This window comes from Cryobacterium roopkundense (genome assembly GCF_014200405.1).
GTDB lineage: Bacteria > Actinomycetota > Actinomycetes > Actinomycetales > Microbacteriaceae > Cryobacterium > Cryobacterium roopkundense.
Window position 1 is genome coordinate 1311941 of sequence record NZ_JACHBQ010000001.1, and the last position, 17042, is coordinate 1328982.

Sequence of the window (17042 nt, forward strand, 5' to 3'; positions counted from 1 at the left end):
ATGCACCGCAGCTTTGAGCACGCGGCCGGCTCCTGGCCCGCCCGGACGCGTCTCACGGCCGCCCTCGTGCGAGCCGAAGACTACGAGGCGCCGGGACTCCCCATTCTGCGCGGGAGAACGGCGTTCTATCGAAATCGACGGGCGGGGGAATCAGACTTCTGCCTGCGTCGGGCCGACATCGACCGGCTGTCAAGCCGCTTCGCAGCGGAACGGGTTTTGCTGGACCCTGCGGTATTCCACCCCACGGGAACAGCGGTCATCAACGCTTTCTCGGTGAGCCCCGACGGCACCAACGTCGTCGCCGAGGTCGCTCTCGACGGGCGAGAGACCGGCCAACTCGTCGTGATCGACGCCGTCACCGGCACCCAGCACCGAGTGCCCCGGCTCGAGGTGAGATACAGTGCGGCGGTGTGGTTGCCTGACAGCTCGGGGTTCTCGTGCACGGGACGCCTCGACATCGAGGAGGACTCGTCGTACCTGTGCATTCCGGGCGCCACTGCCGTTGTGGTGCGCGAGCAACCCGCCGCGGCGCGCGCGGCACCCGCGCGCGCCGCGACATCCGTTGCGATCGGTGAGCGTCATCTTTCGCTGCGTACTGACGGCGGATCGAGCGTCTTGGAGATCGGCGGCACACCGCCGGCGCGGCTCGACCTCGGGCTCGATCGCCTCATGCACGTGGACCGGTTTTCGGCCAATACCGTCGGCACCGGCCACGAGGCCTGGATCGTGGCCTCCGACCCGGGTACGCCGCCGCGGCTGTACCGTCTCGACCCCGAGACCGGGCAGACACAGGTCTTCTCCCCGGCTGGCGGCGGGATTGGCGGGAACCTCGCTCACCAGCGACTCACAGCCCCGATGAGTGACGGAGCAGAGGTGGACCTGCTCGTGACCGCCCGTCGCGACGATCTGGATCCGTCTGGCCTGCCCCACACGCCGCGTGCGCTCATTCTCACGTGCTATGGCGGCTTCGGGGTCTCGAGCGGGCCGGAGTACGAAGCGAGCGTTCCGGCGTGGCTCGAACTCGGCGGCGTGTTCGTGACGGCGCAGATCCGCGGCGGCGGCGAGAAAGGCCCCGCCTGGCACGAGGCGGGTCGCCGGGCGAATAAGCTGCGCTCGATCACCGACCTAATCGAGTGCGCCGTGTACCTCCAGCGCACCGGATGGTGCACTTCGGCGTCTCTGTGCCTGATGGGTGCCTCGCACGGCGGTCTGGTTGTGCTCGCCGCCGCGCTTCGACGCCCGGGCCTGTGCGCCGCCGTGGCCTGTACCGCGCCTCTGCTGGACATGACGCAATTCCACCGCGAGGGCCTGGGAGCCCGCTGGCTGACGGAGTTCGGCCACCCAGACGACCCCACAGAACGGGCGCGCCTGCTGAGGTATTCACCGCGACATCTGCTGGAGGCACTGCCACTGGACGCCCCGCTTCCGGCGGTGCTCTGCGCAGTTTTTGAGGCGGACGAACGCGTGCCTGCGGCGGGAGCCGCCGAATTTGTGAAGTCCCTGCGGCGACGCGGTGGCCGGGCATGGCTTCGCAGCGAAGCCGCCGCCGGACATGGGCCCAAACCGCTCGACCAGGTGCGCCGGTTCTCGGCCGATGTGCTGAGCTTCGCCGCCGCCCACACAGAATAAGAAAGGTTACACACCCGTGTGAGGCGAGGCAGCCGCGCAGTTAAGCTGTCCGAATGAAACCTGCACGCGTCGGCGCCTCCCAGCACGTCAATTCGAGCCCCGGGGCGGCCACGCCCGGTGCGGCGGATGCCGCCAGGCCGGCCCGCTCGCAGGCACTGCTTGACGCGCTTCGCACCACGGTCGTGATCGCCGACGGCGCCATGGGCACCATGCTGCAGGAACACAACCCCACCCTCGACGATTATCAACAGCTCGAGGGCTGCAACGAAATCCTCAACGTCAGCCGCCCCGACATCATCGCGGCCATCCACGACGTCTATCTCGAAACCGGCATCGACGCCGTGGAGACCAACACGTTCGGCGCTAACTGGTCCAACCTCTCCGACTACGACATTGAAGACCGCATCGAGGAGCTCGCCCGCACCGGCGCCCTGATCGCCCGCGAGCGTGTGGAGGCCTTCGAAGCCCGCGACGGCCGGGTGCGCTGGGTTCTCGGTTCGATGGGCCCGGGCACCAAGCTGCCGAGCCTCGGCCACACCACCTATGCCAACCTCAAATCCACGTTCGCGGAGCAGGCCCTGGGGCTCATCCGCGGCGGCGCCGACGCGTTCCTGATCGAGACCTCGCAGGACCTGCTGCAGACCAAGTCCGCGGTGAACGGATGCAAGCAGGCCGTCGCAGAGACCGGCATCCGCTTGCCCATTTTCGTGGAAGTGACGGTGGAGACCACCGGAACCATGCTGATGGGCAGCGAGATCGGCGCGGCACTGACAGCCCTCGAGCCGCTCGGGATCGACGCGATCGGCCTGAACTGTGCCACCGGGCCCACCGAGATGAGCGAGCACCTGCGGCACCTGTCCAAGTTCTCGCGCGTTCCCGTGATCTGTATGCCCAACGCCGGTCTGCCGCAGCTCACCAAGACCGGCGCGAGCTACCCGCTCACGCCGGAGCAGCTCGCCACCGCCCACGAACAGTTCGTGAAGGAGTTCGGCCTGGGACTCGTGGGCGGATGCTGCGGCACGACCCCGGAGCACATGAAGGCCGTCGTCGATCGGCTGCGCGGCACCCCGGTGAAGGCCCGCACGCTCGAGGTCGACCCCGGCGTCGCGAGCCTGTACCAGCACGTGAGCTTCGACCAGGACAGCGCGTTCCTCGCGATCGGGGAGCGCACCAACGCCAACGGCTCCCGGGCGTTCCGCGACGCGATGCTCGCCGAGAACTGGGACGACTGCGTCGACATCGCCCGCGCCCAGGTACGCGACGGCGCCCACCTGCTCGACGTCTGCATCGACTACGTGGGCCGCGACGGCGTTGCCGACATGAAACAGGTCGTCTCCCGGCTTGCAAGCGCGTCCACCCTGCCGCTCGTGATCGATTCCACCGAGCCGGCCGTGCTTCAGACCGGCATGGAACTCATCGGCGGGCGGCCCGTCGTCAACTCGGTCAACTTCGAAGACGGCGAAGGTCCCACCTCGCGCTTCGGACTCATCATGCCCCTGGTGAAGGAACACGGCGCCGCCGTGATTGCCCTCACCATCGACGAGGAGGGCCAGGCTCGCACGGCCGAGCACAAGGTGCGCATCGCCACCCGCCTCGTCGACACTCTCGTGAACGAGTGGGGCATGCGCGTCGAGGACATTATCGTGGACGCCCTCACCTTTCCGATCGCCACCGGCCAGGAAGAGACCCGCCGCGACGGCATCGAGACCATCGACGCCATTCGCCAGATCAAGGCCAAATACCCCGGCATCCACACCACCCTTGGCGTCTCCAATGTCTCGTTCGGGCTCAACCCGGCCGCGCGGTCCGTGCTCAACTCGGTGTTCCTGCACGAGGCCACCGAGGCCGGCCTCGACTCGGCCATCGTCAACTCGGCCAAGATCGTGCCGCTCGCCTCGGTTCCCGATGACCGTCGCAAGGTGGCTCTCGACCTCGTCTGGGACCGCCGCGAGTACGACGCCGACGGAACCCTCACCTATGACCCGCTCGTGGCCCTGCTCGACCTGTTCGCGGGCGTTGACTCCGCCGCTTTGAAAGACGAACGGGCCGCGGAACTCGCCGCTCTGCCGGTGGGGGAACGGCTCGAACGCCGCATCATCGACGGCGAAGCCAAGGGACTCGAGGCCGACCTCGACCTCGCCCGTGCTGGGGGCCTCTCCGCCCTCGACATCGTCAATGTGCACCTGCTTGTGGGAATGCAAGTGGTGGGTGCCCGGTTCGGCAGCGGCGAGATGCAGCTGCCCTTCGTGCTGCAGTCCGCCGAGGTGATGAAGGCCGCCGTGGCTCTGCTTGAGCCGCACATGGAGAAGTCCGAGGCGGCCGGCAAGGGCACTATCGTGCTCGGCACGGTGCGCGGCGACGTGCACGACATTGGCAAGAACCTCGTGGACATCATCCTCACCAACAACGGCTACGACGTGATCAACATCGGCATCAAGCAGCCGATTGCCGAGTTCATCAGGGTGGCCGAGGAGAATAATGCGGATGTGATCGGCATGAGCGGCCTGCTCGTGAAGTCCACCGTGGTGATGAAAGAGAACCTGCTTGAGCTGAACTCCCGCGGGCTCGCCAAGACGTGGCCCGTGCTGCTCGGAGGTGCCGCCCTCACCCGCTCCTACGTGGAAGACGACCTCGATAGCGTGTTCGACGGGCAGGTGCGCTACGCCCGCGACGCCTTCGAAGGCCTCGCTCTGATGGAACCTCTCGTGGCCATCGCGCGCGGAGCCGACCCGGACTCCGTGGGCCTGCCTGCCCTGAAGAAGCGCATCCACAAGAAAAGCCTGCTGACCCTTACCGAGCCAGAAGAGATGCCGAGCCGCTCCGACGTGGCCTCGGACAATGCGGTTCCCGTTCCGCCGTTTTGGGGCACCCGCATCGTCAAGGGCGTAGCCCTCGCGGAGTTCTCCGCCTTCCTCGACGAGCGAGCCACATTCATGGGGCAGTGGGGCCTCAAGCCGAGCCGCGCCGAAGACGGCGCGAGCTACCAGGAACTCGTAGACACCGTGGGCCGGCCGCGGCTGCGCTACTGGCTCGATCGCATTCTCGGGGAGGGGATGCTCGACGCGTCCGTGGCCTACGGCTATTTCCCTGTTGTCGCGGAAGGCGACGACATGGTCGTGCTGCACCACGGCGACGACCCCACCGGGCTGGTGGGCCCGGCCGGGCTGCTCGCTCCCGACGGGGGATCGGGTGCCCCGGTGGGCACCGAGCGATTGCGGTTCGCCTTTCCGCGCCAACGCCGCGACAAGCACCTCTGCCTCGCCGACTTCGTGCGGTCGAGGGAGAGCGGGCAAACGGATGTCGTGGCTGTGCAGCTCGTGACGGCCGGGTCCAACGTGGACTCGGTCACCGCAAAGCTCTTCGCCGAGAACAAGTACCGCGACTATATGGAGCTCAACGGGCTCACCATGCAGCTCACGGAGGCCCTCGCCGAGTACTGGCACTCCCGCATCCGTGCCGAATTCGGTGTGGGCGCGGAAGACCCCTCCGACGTGGCCGGCATGTTCAAGCTCGAGTACCGCGGCGCGCGCTTCTCGCTCGGCTACCCGGCGTGCCCCGAGATGGAGGACCGCCGCAAGGTCGTCGAGCTGCTGAAGCCAGAGCGGATGGGCGTGGTCTTGTCGGAGGAGTTACAGCTGCACCCGGAGCAGTCAACGGACGCCTTCGTCTTCCACCACCCCCAGGCCAAGTACTTCTCCGTCTAGCGGTCTCCCAGCCCCAATCAAACCGTTGGTCGCGCCACCTCGTTGGTCGCCCCTGATCTCGATGCTCCTATAGATGTCAAGCTGAGATTGCGGCTTGTTGGTGGCGTTCTCTGATGGTGATGAGGATTTGGAATATCTCTCGTGCGACGTAGCGTTTGAGGAGGCGCATGGCCTCGCGTTTGGTCTTTCCGCGGGCGAGGGCTTTGACTACGTAGTCGCGGGTTTTCTCGTGGGATTTCATCCTGACCATGACGATTCGGTAGGCCGCTGAGTTGCCTTGGCGGTGGCCGCCGCGGTTCAATCGGTGTCGGTTGGTCTTGCCGGATGAGGCTTGGATTGGGGCGGTGCCGATGAGGTGTGCGAAGGCGGATTCGTTGTTGAGGCGGTCGACGTTTTCGCCGGCGACGATCAGCATTGTCGCGGCGACGTCCGGTCCAACGCCGTGCACGGCGAGCAGTTCCGGGGCGTGTTCTTTTACGATGGCGCCGAGGCGTTTCATCAGCCGGTCGGCTTCTGTGAGCAACTCCAAATAGCGTTTGCCGAGGGAGCGGAGGACATTCTTCGTTTCGGTCATGACGAGGTCGTCGGCCTTGCGCACGGGGAGTTTTGAGCAGCGCAGAGCCAGGTTCTTCGCCTTGAGCTTCGCGAGGCTCACGCGCAGGTCTGCGGGGGCGCTGACGATCAGGCCTTGCAGCTGGTTCATGCTCTCGGTGCGCTGTTTGACTAGCAAGCGGCGGGAGGTGCGGAGCACGCGCAGGGCCTCCACGAAGCCGTCCTGGGTCTTCGGGACGGCGGTGGCGAGCTCGTTGAGGACGGCGCGGGCCGCGTTGTAAGCGTCGATCTGGTCGGTCTTGCCGCGCAGGCGCCGCAGCTGCTTATCCGGCGCGATGACGTCGATGACGGGGATGCCACGGCGGGTGAGTTCGCGGGTGAGGCCGGCGCCGTAGGACCCGGTCCCCTCGACGCCGGCGCGGCCGATCCGGCCGACGCCGGTCGCCCAGGCGATGAGGTCGGAGTAGCCGGCGGAGGTGGCGTCGAACTTCCGGTCGGCGATCGATTTTCCGACGTGGTTGATCACCGCCGCGTGATGAAAATCTTTGTGCGTATCGACGCCGAGGATCAGATCCTTGCGGGAATAGGTCATGCTGAATACAGCCCTTCTGTTTGAGGGTCAGTGTTCAGGGGCACCGTCAGACAAGTCAGTGAAGAGGCTGGAGTCAAGCTCCTATTAAGTCATGGTGGTGCTCCCGAACGCGACAATGCGTTCGGGGGCTGGACACCGGTCGACGCATCGAGACCAAGACAACCAAAGCGTCAGACAGGCTCTGAGTCAGACCGGGCCAACCCCCTGTAACCATCATCACTGACAGGCTCGATCCAAGCGCTGCTCGGCCCCCACCTGCTGGTCGAGGAGCGAGGCACGAGCGTCTACTAGGGAAGCGCATCGTGTTCCCCATCCCGTTGGTCGAGGAGCGAGGCACGAGCGGCTCGAGACCGCGCGAGCCGACTCTCAGATTCGGCTCACCCGGTCTCGAGCCACGCCGTAGACGGCGTTCCTCGACCAGCGGAGGGGGGAAACCGCGACGCATTCCGCATCCCACGATGGCGCGAAGCGCCTCCTCAGCTCGAGACCGCGCGAGCCGCTCTCCGGACGCTCGCGTCTCACTGCCATTGCGGTGCGGCTATGCCGGGAGCCGGAGCGGCGACCCCAACTTCAGTGGCGATTTGCTGACTAGGTGGATGGGCGTTTGGGTCGGATCGGCCGCTGTCGGGGGCACCAGCCAGAACCCCTCACCAATGCGGATGATCTTCCACCCCCTTGGATCGAGCCTGTCGAGATTTCGTTATGGAGGCGGAGGTGGTGGGGGCTGCAGAGCAGGATGCCGTCCTCGAGGTTGGTGAGTCCGCCGTCGGCCTTCCACTGGTGCAGGTGGTGTGCTTCGGAGAAGCTGGGTGGTTTCAGGCAGTCCTTCCACATGCACCCGCCGTCCCGAAGCGCCAACGCAACGCGTTGCGGCTGCGTAAAGAGCCGTTGCTCCCGTCCGACGTCGAGCACCGATCCGTCGCGGCCGAACACCACCGGGGTGAATCCGGTGTCGCACAGGGCCCTGTCGATCGTGGCGGCGGTCGCCGCATTCGAGGTTCCTTCGATGAATCCGTCTCCAAGGAACTCCAGCGCCGAGGAAGGTGTTACGGGCGCCGGTGCCTCCATCACCACGAGCTTCACAGACGGCCGAATGCGGCCGAAGATTGTGCCCGGGTCGGCGCCGGCTGCGACCTTGATGGCCTCGATGAGTGATTCGGCGGCGATCTGGTCGGTGGACCTCGGGTCGTCGATGATGCGTTGCGCTCGTTCCTTCTCGCCCTTCTCCACGAAGCGGGGTCCTCCGGTGCGCGGACCGATGACCTGCTGCAGGAAGTCCTTGAAGTACGCCCCGTTCTCCGGATCGAGCTCAAAGCTGCCGTGGAGCATGCCGTCGGGCTTGTCGAAAACCTTCAGGTACTGCCGGGCCCGCATGGCGTCGGCGCGGGAGGCGATCCCGGCAGCGTCGATCGAGTCCCGGCAGTGCCTCGCGGCCTTCGCGGCCTGGTCGGCGTTTACAGTGCGGCACTCGGTAAGGAGATGCGCAACTGCTTCGGCCAGCATCTCCTCCGTGACACCGATGGCCGGTTCTCCGAGGCCCCGGCGAATGGCCGTGGCGGCTTCGGCGCTGAGCGTGCCGTCGGTGACGGCGTCGCCCAGGGGAGCGAACCACGGCCGGTGCACCTCCACCGGCGGGGCCTCCGGGTGCTCGAGAGCCAGCACATCGGCTTGCTCTTGCCTGTCCCTGGCGGCTTCGGCTTCGGTGGCCATGGTGCCGGCCTCGATGAGGCGGCGGGTGTCTGCCTTGGTGCCACCGCCTCCTCCGCCGAGGGCTTGTACGTAGTCTTCGGGGCTGTTGTATCCCTTCTTTCGTGACAGTCCTTCTCTGCCGAGTGTCCAGTCGGATCGGTTGGCCATGTTGGCCGCCGAGAGGGCGTAGGCCGCGGTGACTTCACGTAGGTGGCGGGCGATGGCCCGGTGGGTGCTCTCCGACCCGTCGTCGGACAGCTCCGCGAACGCTTTCGCGGACGTATCTGACCGGGCTAACGCCCCGGCCAGATCAACGAAAACGACTTCGATAGGGGTTGTCATGAGAGAAGTGTGACAGGCACCACCGACACTGGTCGATGCCGCGGCGTGCGCTGATTCTTCCGTCGCGGACCCAGGCAGGAAGAATGGGGACCATGTCCATCCCACAGCAGATTCCCCTCATCTCGGCTGACCAGGTGCACACTGGCCTGTCCCTGGCCGATGCCGTTCGGGCCCTCGCGACGGCCCTGCGGGCGGGACTCGACCCCGGGGCGGCGGCCGAACGCAGTTCTGTTCCCCTGGCTCACGGCAGCTTTCTGCTGATGCCGGGGGAGTTCGAGGCATACGCGGGGGTGAAGATCCTCACAGTGTCCCCGGATAACCCTGCACGGAACCTTCCGAGCATCCAGGGCAACTATCTGCTCTTCGACTCGAGCACCCTGAGCCCGGTCGCGGTCATCGACGGCATCGCCCTGACCCTCCTGCGCACGCCGGCCGTCTCCGCCCTCGCCATCGATCTGCTGGCCGGGGCCGACGCGTCCACACTGCTCGTCTTCGGCACCGGGCCGCAGTCCCTGTTCCATGTGCGGGCGGTCTCCGCCGTGCGGCGCCTCACGAGCGTCAAGATCGTCGGGCGCTCGGCCGACGCCACGGCGCGGCTCGTGGCGACGCTTCGCTCGGAGGGCTATCCCGTGGCGGAAGGGACGGCCGCGGATGTCGCCGACGCCCGCATCGTGGTGTGCTGCACGAGCGCACGCGAGCCGTTGTTCGACGGCGCCCTCGTTCGCGACGATGCCGTTGTGGTTGCAATGGGGTCCCACTCTCCGGACGCCCGCGAGATCGACGACGCGCTGGCCTCTCGAAGTGTCATCTATGTCGAAGACGTACCCACGGCACTGCGGGAGGCGGGAGACGTCGCGATCGCCATCGACAACGGATGCGCCCAGGTCGCAAACCTCAGGTCACTCGCCGACCTTGCGTGCAATGGTGCCGAGGCCCGAGGCGTGCCGGCGTTTTTCAAGAGCGTCGGCATGGGCTGGCAGGACCTCGTTATCGCGAGCGCACTGCACGCCCGCTCGCTGTAGGGACGTCGCGGCGTCGAGGTGACATCTTCGCGCGGCGCAGCGCGGCGAGCACTGTGGGGCCCACGAGAACGATGCCGACAGTCGTCGTGACGGCACGCACAGTGTCCCAGGTGAGGGTAGACGTCACGAGGGAATACAGGGCGAAAGACGCCAGGTTCTGGCCGGGGTCGGCATCCGCTGCGTAGGAGATGCCGGTGCCGGACCCCACCGCGAACGGCCAGAACCACAGGTTCATCATGAGCCCGAACAGGTACGATGCCGCGATTCCGTACGCGGCCAGCACGGCGATCTCCATGCGTGCGCGCACTGGACCGCCCGATCCGCGACCGTGCGGAAGCAGGCCCGCTCCGGCGCCCACCCAGCCGCACGCAAACATCTGGAACGGCGTCCAGGGGCCGAAACCGCCCCACAGGATCGACGACACGGCGATCGTGAGCAGTCCGAGCAGAAACCCGAACCTGGCGCCATAGGCCCGCCCGGCGAGGATCAGCAGCACGAACACAGCCTCGACTCCGCCCACGCCGGTGCCGGCGATACGCACAGCGGCGCCCACGGCAGAGAGCACGCCGAGCAGCGCGACTGTCTTGGCCGTGTACATCTCGCCGTCGAGGGCGAGCGCGAGCGCCACGACAAGGGCGGGGACGAGCGCGAACGCCACGATAGGCACGGCGGCCTGCGCATCGGCCGGAACCGCCGACACGAACAACGGCCACGCGAACGCCGCCGCGGCGAGCGCGCTGCCGCCGCCGAGCACCCATGCCCTCCAGCGGCCGTTCATGCGCACACGTCCGCCGGTGCGTCGAGCAGACGCGACTCGTGCATGTGGATCGTCTGCGTCGTGAGGCTCTCCGCGAATTCGTGGTCGTGCGTTGCGAAAATCACGGCCGAGACCATCGCCGTGTCCCCGACCGAAGCGTCGACTGACGTGCCCTGTGCGGCGCGGAGCAGCGCGGCACCCACGAGGGCGCGGGCCTGCGCATCCAGACCACGGGTCGGCTCGTCCACGAGTAGCAGCGCGGGATTGGCAGCGAGTTGGATGGCGATCACGAGACATAGGCGCTCACCGGCGGACAGGTCGCGGGGGTGCCGCCGCAGGAAGCCCGCGGCGGACGCCGCGTCGAGATCGAGGAGGCGGGTGAACGTCTGGGCGGTGTCGCCCCCGTTCGCTCGAGCCGTGCGGTCGGCTCTCCGGCATTCCTCCGCCACCGTTATCGCGAAGAGCATGTCGTCGAAATTCTCGGGTATGAGAGCGACGGCGCTCCGCCGCAGGCGCCCCGTCAGGGCGTGCACGTCGTGGCCGTCTACCCGCACCTCACCGGAGCCCGTTGGCAGCGCAATCGCTTGCAGCAGGCTGCTTTTGCCGGCACCGTTGTTGCCCCGCAGCGCAATCACGTCGCCGCGGTCGATGCTCAGCGACACGTCGTCGACGACTGTGCGGCCCGCGTGAACGACAGACAGGTGACGGATGCCCACGAACGGCTCCGGCGGACGAGCCTGGTGCGTTGGGCGAGCCAGCTCCGTCGGGCGAGCCTGTGAAATGGGGCGAGCCGGCGAGATGGGGTGAAGCAAAGCCGGCGTGGGGCGAGCCGGATCGGGCGGGCCGCCGCCCTCAGCGGGGCCGTCCCACACGCCCGGCGCCCGGTCACGAGGCCGAACGTGCACGCGGCGGTCGCGAATCGCGAGCCAGGCATCCGCTATCGGCTCGAAATCTCGCGTGTTGTGCTCGGCCACGACCACGCACACCCGCGCTTCGTGTGCGAGCTCATCGAGCACCCGGCACACTCGAACCCGTGCCGAGGAGTCGAGGTCGGCGAGGGGTTCGTCCACGAGCAGCACGATAGGCCGGGAAATGAGCGCCGCGCCGATGGCCACGAGGCTCGCCTCGCCAGCCGAGAGGGCCTCGATCGGGCGGGCAAGCAGGTGACCGATCTCCAGCCGGGCGGCAACCTCGAGCACGCGCTCGCGCACGATCACCGCAGCGACGCCGCGAACAGAGAGGGCGAACCCGATTTCGTCGTGCACGGTCTCGGCGGCGAATCCGAGGCGCACGTTCTGGCACACGACCCCGACGAATCCGGCGGTTTCCCGCGGCGGCGTCGTGGCCCGGTCGGCGCCGGCGATTTCGATCAGGCCGCGGTGCGTGCCGTCGTGGAAGTGCTGGAACAGCCCGCTCATACTGTGCAGCAGGCTCGTCTTGCCCGAGCCCGTGGGGCCGGTGATCACGGTGAGCGTTCCAGGGTCGAGCGCGAACGTGAGGTGTTCTAGACCCCAGGCGCCCTCGAAGCCCAGCGAAGCCTCCGTCAGGACGACAGGCCGTTCGCACACCCCTTCAGCACGGCTGGAGGCCGCGAACCCGCGCGCCTCCATCGACGCGGCGAGGGCCAGGGCGCGCTCGATGGTCTGTTCGAAGACCGGCACGAGCAGGGCTGCGATCGAACGTTCGCCGCGCAGGGTGCCCGCCACGCGCACGCGGCGCACCGACTCGAGCAGCGCGGGAAAGGTGGCCCACGCGATCACGAGTGCACGCGACACCGTGCGCAGTGGGCCGCGACCGGCGCCCCGGGCGAAGAGCCGGCGCACGTCCACAAGGGAGTTCAGCACGCCGAAGAACAGGATGAGCGCGGCGACGGGCAGGGCGCTGAGCGCCGCATTCCAGAGCCCCGTTGTGCTGATGGGACCGAGGAGAACCACATGGCTGAACGGTCCGCCGAGGTGGAACAGGGGTAGGTCTATGAAAGCCGGAGCCGCCCCACCGCCCGCCCCGCCGAAGACCACACGATAGACGACCCGCAGCAGCACGAAGCTCACTGCGAAGAGGGCGGCGGCGCGCAGCGGACCGAGGCGCAGCCGAAACACTAGCTACCGGGCGTGGGAGTATCGGTGCCGGTCGTGTACCGGAGACCGACGGATGCGCCGGGCGCCAGCTGAAGCGTGCCCAGACCCTCCTGGGCGTATTCCCAGTCGGCGTCGGCGGACGACTTCACCCAGAGGGACCAGTACGCGTATGCGGGCGGCATCGAGTCGCACGATTCGGTGAAGCTCTCTTCGCCCTCCACGTCGACGGTCTCGTCGGGTGCAGGGCGGTCGTTGACGCGGCAGACGATCTGGTCGCCCCACTCCGCGCTGCCCTCGGTCGTGCTGCCGAGGTCTTCAGCACCGCTGTCGCCGCCAGTTTCTCACTCGTGTCCACGCACTCGGAGATGGTCATAGAGTCAAGGGTGCCGTAGTCGACCACGACTGTCACGCCGGCGCACTCGCTCACGGCGGATGTGCTGGTGTCGGTGGGCACAGCGGAACCGGCCGTTCCGGGGGCCGCGGAAGCCGTGCATCCGCTCAGTGCAAGCGCGGCAGCGAGAACGAGGGCGCCGACGGAGGAACGTGAAATCTTCATAGTGTTCAGAATACCCAGCCGTTAGAGGATGCCGGCAACCCGGTCCAGGCCCCCGCGCAGATCGGAAATGAGGTCGTCGACCGACTCGATGCCCACGGAGAGGCGCAGCATTCCGGCGGTGATGCCCAGACGGGCATTGAGATCGTCGGCGAAGCAGACGTGGGTCGTGGTGAGCGGATGCAGCACCATCGACCGCGTGTCGCCGATGCCTGTCATGCGGCTGAAGATACGCAGGCCGTTCGTGAACGCGCGCGCACCGTCGCTGCCGCCTTTCACAGTGACGGCGAAAACCGAGCCCGTGCGGCCGTTGTAGTAGTGCTGGGCGATGTCGTGCAGGGGGCTGCTCTCGAGTCCTGCGTAGTCGACGACCTCGACCTCGGGCTGCTCCTCCAGCCAGTGGGCGATGGCGATCGCGTTGTCGACGTGGCGTTCCATGCGCAGCGACAGGGTTTCGATGCCCTGGTGCAGCAAAAAGCCGTTGAACGGGGAGAGAGACGGGCCGATGTCGTTGACGACGGCTTCCCGCACGTACTGTGCGTAGGCGGCTGGCCCGAATCGCTCCAGCAGCGAGGGAAGACCGCGCCGCAGCGAGTCGGTGAGCAGCGGATACCGGCGCGAGCTGGCCGCCCAATCGAAGGTTCCGCCGTCGATCACCGCACCAGAGACTCCGGCGCCATGACCGCTCAGGAATTTCGTCGTGGAGTGCACGACGATGTCCGCGCCGTGTTCGAACGGCCGGATCAGGTACGGGGTCGCGACTGTGTTGTCGACCACGAGTGGGATGCCGTGGCGACGGGCTACCGCGGCGATGCGTGCGATGTCGACCACGTCGTTGCGCGGATTCGGGATCGTTTCGGTGAAGATCGCCTTCGTTTCCGGACGAATCGAGGCATCCCACGCCGCGTCGTCGTCGGTGTCCCACACGTAGTCGACCGACACACCGAAGCGCCGGAAGCTGCGGCCGAGGAGAATGCGGGTGCCGCCGTAGATGCTCGCCGTCGATACGATGTGCTCGCCCGACTCAGCGAGCGCGAAGAGGGCGGCGGTGATGGCGGCCTGGCCCGAGGAGACGACGACAGCTGCCGAGCCGCCCTCGAGCGAAGCGAGGCGCTGTTCGGCAACGGCGTTGGTGGGGTTGCCCTGGCGCGAATAGATGGGTTCACGGGAGTCGCCGTTGAACCGCGCGGCGCCATCGTCGAAGGAATCGAACACGTAGCCCGCGCTGAGGGTGAGCGGGGGAATGCGGGCGCCGCGGTTCTGGTCGGGGTATTCGCCCACGTGTACCTGGCGCGTGTCGAAACTGAACTCGGTCCAGTCGGTGATCGGAGCGGCGACGTCGGACCTGGGCATGGTTTTTCCTGTTGCTTCCGGAGCGAAGTGGGTGGGTGTATCCGTCGGGGCGGTGGACGAAGTGGGGGCCGAGGACGGCATCAGGCGGCGGTTTCGACGGAGCTGACCCGGGCGACGAGGGCCGCGATGCGGGCGACAGCCTCGCGCAGGGTGTCGGGGGAGCAGGCCAGATTGAGGCGGGCGAAGCCGCTGCCGCCCAGCCCGAAGCACTCGCCGTCATTCAGGGCCACGCGTGCCTCGTCCAGGATTCGACGGTACGGGGATTCCCCGAGGCCGAGCTGACGCAGGTCGAGCCAGGCGAGATAGCTGGCCTGGGGCCGGTGATAGACCACGGCCGGAAGGTTTTCGCGAAGCAGGGAGTCGAGCAGGCGGTCGTTGTCGACAATTTGCTCGATGGCATTGTCGAGCCAGTCGCTACAGGAGAAGGCCGCGATATTGGCGTGCAGGCCGAGGATGCTCGTGCGACACGCGACTTCCTCCGGCAGGCGATTGAGCAGCTCGTTCACGGCGTCGTCGGCCGCGATGATCAGGGCGCACTTTACGCCGGCGACGTTCCAACCCTTGCTCGCGGACGTCACGGTGACGGCGCGCGCGCCTGCCTCGTGCGCCAGGGGGGCGAACGGGGTGAACGTGACCCCGGGGTGCGTCAGCGGGGCGTGGATTTCGTCCGAGATGACGAACACGTCGTGCGTGGCCGCGAGTCGGGCCACCCGAACGAGCGTCTCGTGGTCGAACACAATCCCGTGCGGGTTATGCGGATTGCACAGCAGAAAGGCATCGATGCCGCTTGCGAAGGCGCGCTCGAGGGCCAGGAGATCAAGGGCCCAGGCGCCGTCCACCTCGATGAGGGGGGCCTCGACGACAACCCCGGCGACCTCGTCGACGAGCTCGTAGAAGGGCGGGTACACCGGCGGTGTAATGGCCACGCGTCCTCCGCGGGGAACGACCAGACGCAGGGCTTCGACGATGCCCACGCTGACATCAGTGGCGAGGTGCACGTGTGTCGGGTCGACCCGCCAGCCCCAACGGGCCAGCGCGAAGCCGGCGAAGGCGGGGGCCAGCGGGCCCGGTCCGTCGAGGTATCCGGTGTCCGAGGCCTGCACACGCTCGACGAGGGTCGCGACGATGTTCGGAGCGAGGGTGTAGTCCATCTCCGCGACAAACAAGGGGAGTACGTCGGCGGGGAACCGAGTCCACTTGATGCTGCTGCGCTCACGTCGAATATGTTCGAGTGGCGCCACGGGGAATTCTGACATGACCACAGCATGCAGGATCTATCGGCCTTGCGCGAACAACCAGGTAAATATTCGACACATGGGGCGGTTGGGGAGGGTGAATCGAAGAATAAGCGTCGGGGCCATGATCTTCTCTGTCGGAGCCGGGCGGCGTATATTGCCCGATGACACGCGTGGTGCCCGCCCGAGTCGACAGGAGCCGAAATGACGCACATGCTAGCCTCGACTGCTATTCCCCTGGGACTGCGCCGAACCACCGGCGTGCTGTTCGTGATCGGGGCCGTTGCCTTTGCGGCGTCGGCTTCCGTGCTCTCCGCGACCTTCGACTGGCCGGACATCCTTCGAGAACCGGCCGCCGTTGTGCTGCCGTCCTTCACGGCGGGTGGTGGCAGCCTGGTCTGGACGTGGTTGGCCACGGCCTGGACCTACGCCATCCTCGCCGTGCCCTTGCTGCTCCTGCTCACGGCCATCGGACGGAGGGACGACCCTGTGCTGCGCGTTGCCACCGCGATCGGTGCCGCCTCAGTGCTGCTTGCGCTGATCGGGTTCTTGCGCTGGGTTTTCGTGGTGCCGCCGCTGGCGGTGAGTTATGACGCGGGCAACCTCGTGACGAGGGCCGCCGTGGAAGCGGCCTGGACGGCCCAGCACCAGTTCGGCGGGGCGCTGCTCGGCGAGCATCTCGGCCAGGTGCTCGCGATTGCCTGGTCGGTCACCGTGAGCATCATCATCGTGCGAACGCGAGTGCTTCCACTCTGGCTCGGTGTGACGGGGCTGGTCGTGAGCGCTCTCTACCTCCTGACGCAGGGGGATGTTCTCGCCACCGCTGTGCCGCCATTTCCCGTCTGGGATCTGGCCGGTCTGCTGGGCAGCTCGGCGTGGGGGCTCTGGATTGCCACCCTCGGCGTGACCCTGCTGCTCGTTCGGCCGCCCAGCCAAGGCCGAGTGACGTCAGACTCGGATTGACCGGTCTGTCGTGATCAGGTGACCTGAGGCCAGAGGGCGGCCGCCTGCAGGGCGCGGGCCTCGATGGCCGCACGGGCCTGAATCGCTTGGGTTGCCTCCGTCGCGTCGCAGATATCATTCTCGACGAGCCATTCGATCGCTCTCGTTTCGGTGCGAGCATCCTGGAAGCTGTGCCAGACCCTACCGATATCCGGGTCCTGCTCGAACACGGTGTCGCGGAACCGTCGGAAGACGCCGCGCCCTTCCAGGGCTCGGAGAAGACGGTCGGACAGCAGATCATCCGTGACGGAGTTCGCAAAATCCAGCATGTCGAGGAACTTAACCCGCGAGTCGTCCGGCTCGATCCCGATCCAGTCAACCTCGTCGAGGTCAACCTCATCGTCTTCGCCGGTTATCACGTCGCCGTCTATGACAATGAACACCTCATTGTTGACCTCGTCGTAGTAGCCGCCCTCGCCGTTGGACATGGCTATGGTCACGGTCTCCAGGTCGATCTCAGCCAAAGGCCGGTGGGAGGGTGAGGAAGGATTGGCCTGCTCGCGTGATGGCATGCCCCATTGTCGCGGGAAAAGC

At 67.1% G+C, this 17042-nt stretch carries 12 protein-coding genes; 4 read left to right on the forward strand and 8 right to left on the reverse strand.

The annotated features are described in order from the left end of the window. Both BJ997_RS06170 and metH read left to right on the forward strand, forming a co-directional pair. Entirely contained in the window at positions 1 to 1629 is a 1629-nt protein-coding gene (locus BJ997_RS06170; protein WP_183323296.1) for a prolyl oligopeptidase family serine peptidase, read from the forward strand. Between the two features lie 53 nt (positions 1630 to 1682). Beyond that, positions 1683 to 5333 carry a methionine synthase gene (metH, locus tag BJ997_RS06175; protein WP_084141823.1) on the forward strand — a complete coding sequence of 1217 codons (3651 nt, stop codon included), beginning with the start codon at positions 1683 to 1685 and terminating at the stop codon, positions 5331 to 5333. A 76-nt stretch (positions 5334 to 5409) separates the two neighbouring features. Here metH and BJ997_RS06180 read toward each other — a convergent pair whose 3' ends face one another. Together BJ997_RS06180 and BJ997_RS06185 are read right to left on the reverse strand one after the other, a co-directional pair. Beyond that, on the reverse strand, positions 5410 to 6477 hold the full coding sequence (locus tag BJ997_RS06180; RefSeq protein WP_183323240.1) for an IS110 family RNA-guided transposase: 1068 nt from the start codon (positions 6475 to 6477) through the stop codon (positions 5410 to 5412). Positions 6478 to 7065: 588 nt separating this feature from the next. Continuing rightward, positions 7066 to 8508, reverse strand: a complete 1443-nt coding sequence (locus BJ997_RS06185) for an HNH endonuclease signature motif containing protein (protein ID WP_183323298.1) — start codon at positions 8506 to 8508, stop codon at positions 7066 to 7068. 92 nt (positions 8509 to 8600) lie between these two features. Between BJ997_RS06185 and BJ997_RS06190 the strand changes: the two genes are divergently transcribed. Continuing rightward, positions 8601 to 9530, forward strand: a complete 930-nt coding sequence (locus BJ997_RS06190) for an ornithine cyclodeaminase family protein (protein ID WP_035836119.1) — start codon at positions 8601 to 8603, stop codon at positions 9528 to 9530. Here BJ997_RS06190 and BJ997_RS06195 read toward each other — a convergent pair. The 5 genes from BJ997_RS06195 to BJ997_RS06215 all read right to left on the reverse strand — a co-directional run bounded on the left by BJ997_RS06195 (position 9496) and on the right by BJ997_RS06215 (position 15527). After that, positions 9496 to 10308: an ECF transporter S component gene (locus tag BJ997_RS06195; RefSeq protein ID WP_169743167.1), complete on the reverse strand. Its 813-nt coding sequence runs from the start codon at positions 10306 to 10308 to the stop codon at positions 9496 to 9498. The two genes, BJ997_RS06190 and BJ997_RS06195, sit on opposite strands and share 35 nt — an antisense overlap. Beyond that, on the reverse strand, positions 10305 to 12386 hold the full coding sequence (locus BJ997_RS06200) for an ATP-binding cassette domain-containing protein (RefSeq protein ID WP_052542121.1): 2082 nt from the start codon (positions 12384 to 12386) through the stop codon (positions 10305 to 10307). Before BJ997_RS06200 ends, BJ997_RS06195 begins: the two co-directional genes overlap by 4 nt. Further along, positions 12386 to 12586, reverse strand: coding sequence for a hypothetical protein (locus tag BJ997_RS06205; protein WP_052542120.1), 201 nt, complete (start codon positions 12584 to 12586; stop codon positions 12386 to 12388). Before BJ997_RS06205 ends, BJ997_RS06200 begins: the two co-directional genes overlap by 1 nt. A 356-nt stretch (positions 12587 to 12942) precedes the next feature. Further along, positions 12943 to 14271, reverse strand: a complete 1329-nt coding sequence (locus tag BJ997_RS06210) for an O-acetylhomoserine aminocarboxypropyltransferase/cysteine synthase family protein (protein WP_052542119.1) — start codon at positions 14269 to 14271, stop codon at positions 12943 to 12945. Positions 14272 to 14351: 80 nt separating this feature from the next. Continuing rightward, on the reverse strand, positions 14352 to 15527 hold the full coding sequence (locus tag BJ997_RS06215; RefSeq protein ID WP_035836118.1) for a MalY/PatB family protein: 1176 nt from the start codon (positions 15525 to 15527) through the stop codon (positions 14352 to 14354). Positions 15528 to 15710: 183 nt separating this feature from the next. On the opposite strand from BJ997_RS06215, the gene BJ997_RS06220 reads away from it, so the two are divergent. Further along, positions 15711 to 16469, forward strand: a complete 759-nt coding sequence (locus tag BJ997_RS06220; RefSeq protein ID WP_236628892.1) for a DUF4386 domain-containing protein — start codon at positions 15711 to 15713, stop codon at positions 16467 to 16469. Between the two features lie 14 nt (positions 16470 to 16483). Here BJ997_RS06220 and BJ997_RS06225 read toward each other — a convergent pair whose 3' ends face one another. Continuing rightward, positions 16484 to 16972, reverse strand: coding sequence for a UPF0158 family protein (locus tag BJ997_RS06225; RefSeq protein WP_183323299.1), 489 nt, complete (start codon positions 16970 to 16972; stop codon positions 16484 to 16486). Positions 16973 to 17042 lie beyond the last annotated feature (70 nt).

What these genes read in the sequence shown, in the direction of transcription:
- BJ997_RS06190 (WP_035836119.1), top strand. Translation starts at nt 8,601, where the DNA reads ATGTCCATCCCACAGCAGATTCCCCTCATCTCGGCTGACCAGGTGCAC.
- BJ997_RS06170 (WP_183323296.1), top strand. Translation starts at nt 1, where the DNA reads ATGCACCGCAGCTTTGAGCACGCGGCCGGCTCCTGGCCCGCCCGGACG.
- BJ997_RS06195 (WP_169743167.1), bottom strand. Translation starts at nt 10,308, where the DNA reads ATGAACGGCCGCTGGAGGGCATGGGTGCTCGGCGGCGGCAGCGCGCTC.
- BJ997_RS06215 (WP_035836118.1), bottom strand. Translation starts at nt 15,527, where the DNA reads ATGTCAGAATTCCCCGTGGCGCCACTCGAACATATTCGACGTGAGCGC.
- BJ997_RS06210 (WP_052542119.1), bottom strand. Translation starts at nt 14,271, where the DNA reads ATGCCCAGGTCCGACGTCGCCGCTCCGATCACCGACTGGACCGAGTTC.
- BJ997_RS06180 (WP_183323240.1), bottom strand. Translation starts at nt 6,477, where the DNA reads ATGACCTATTCCCGCAAGGATCTGATCCTCGGCGTCGATACGCACAAA.
- BJ997_RS06220 (WP_236628892.1), top strand. Translation starts at nt 15,711, where the DNA reads ATGACGCACATGCTAGCCTCGACTGCTATTCCCCTGGGACTGCGCCGA.
- BJ997_RS06185 (WP_183323298.1), bottom strand. Translation starts at nt 8,508, where the DNA reads ATGACAACCCCTATCGAAGTCGTTTTCGTTGATCTGGCCGGGGCGTTA.
- metH (WP_084141823.1), top strand. Translation starts at nt 1,683, where the DNA reads ATGAAACCTGCACGCGTCGGCGCCTCCCAGCACGTCAATTCGAGCCCC.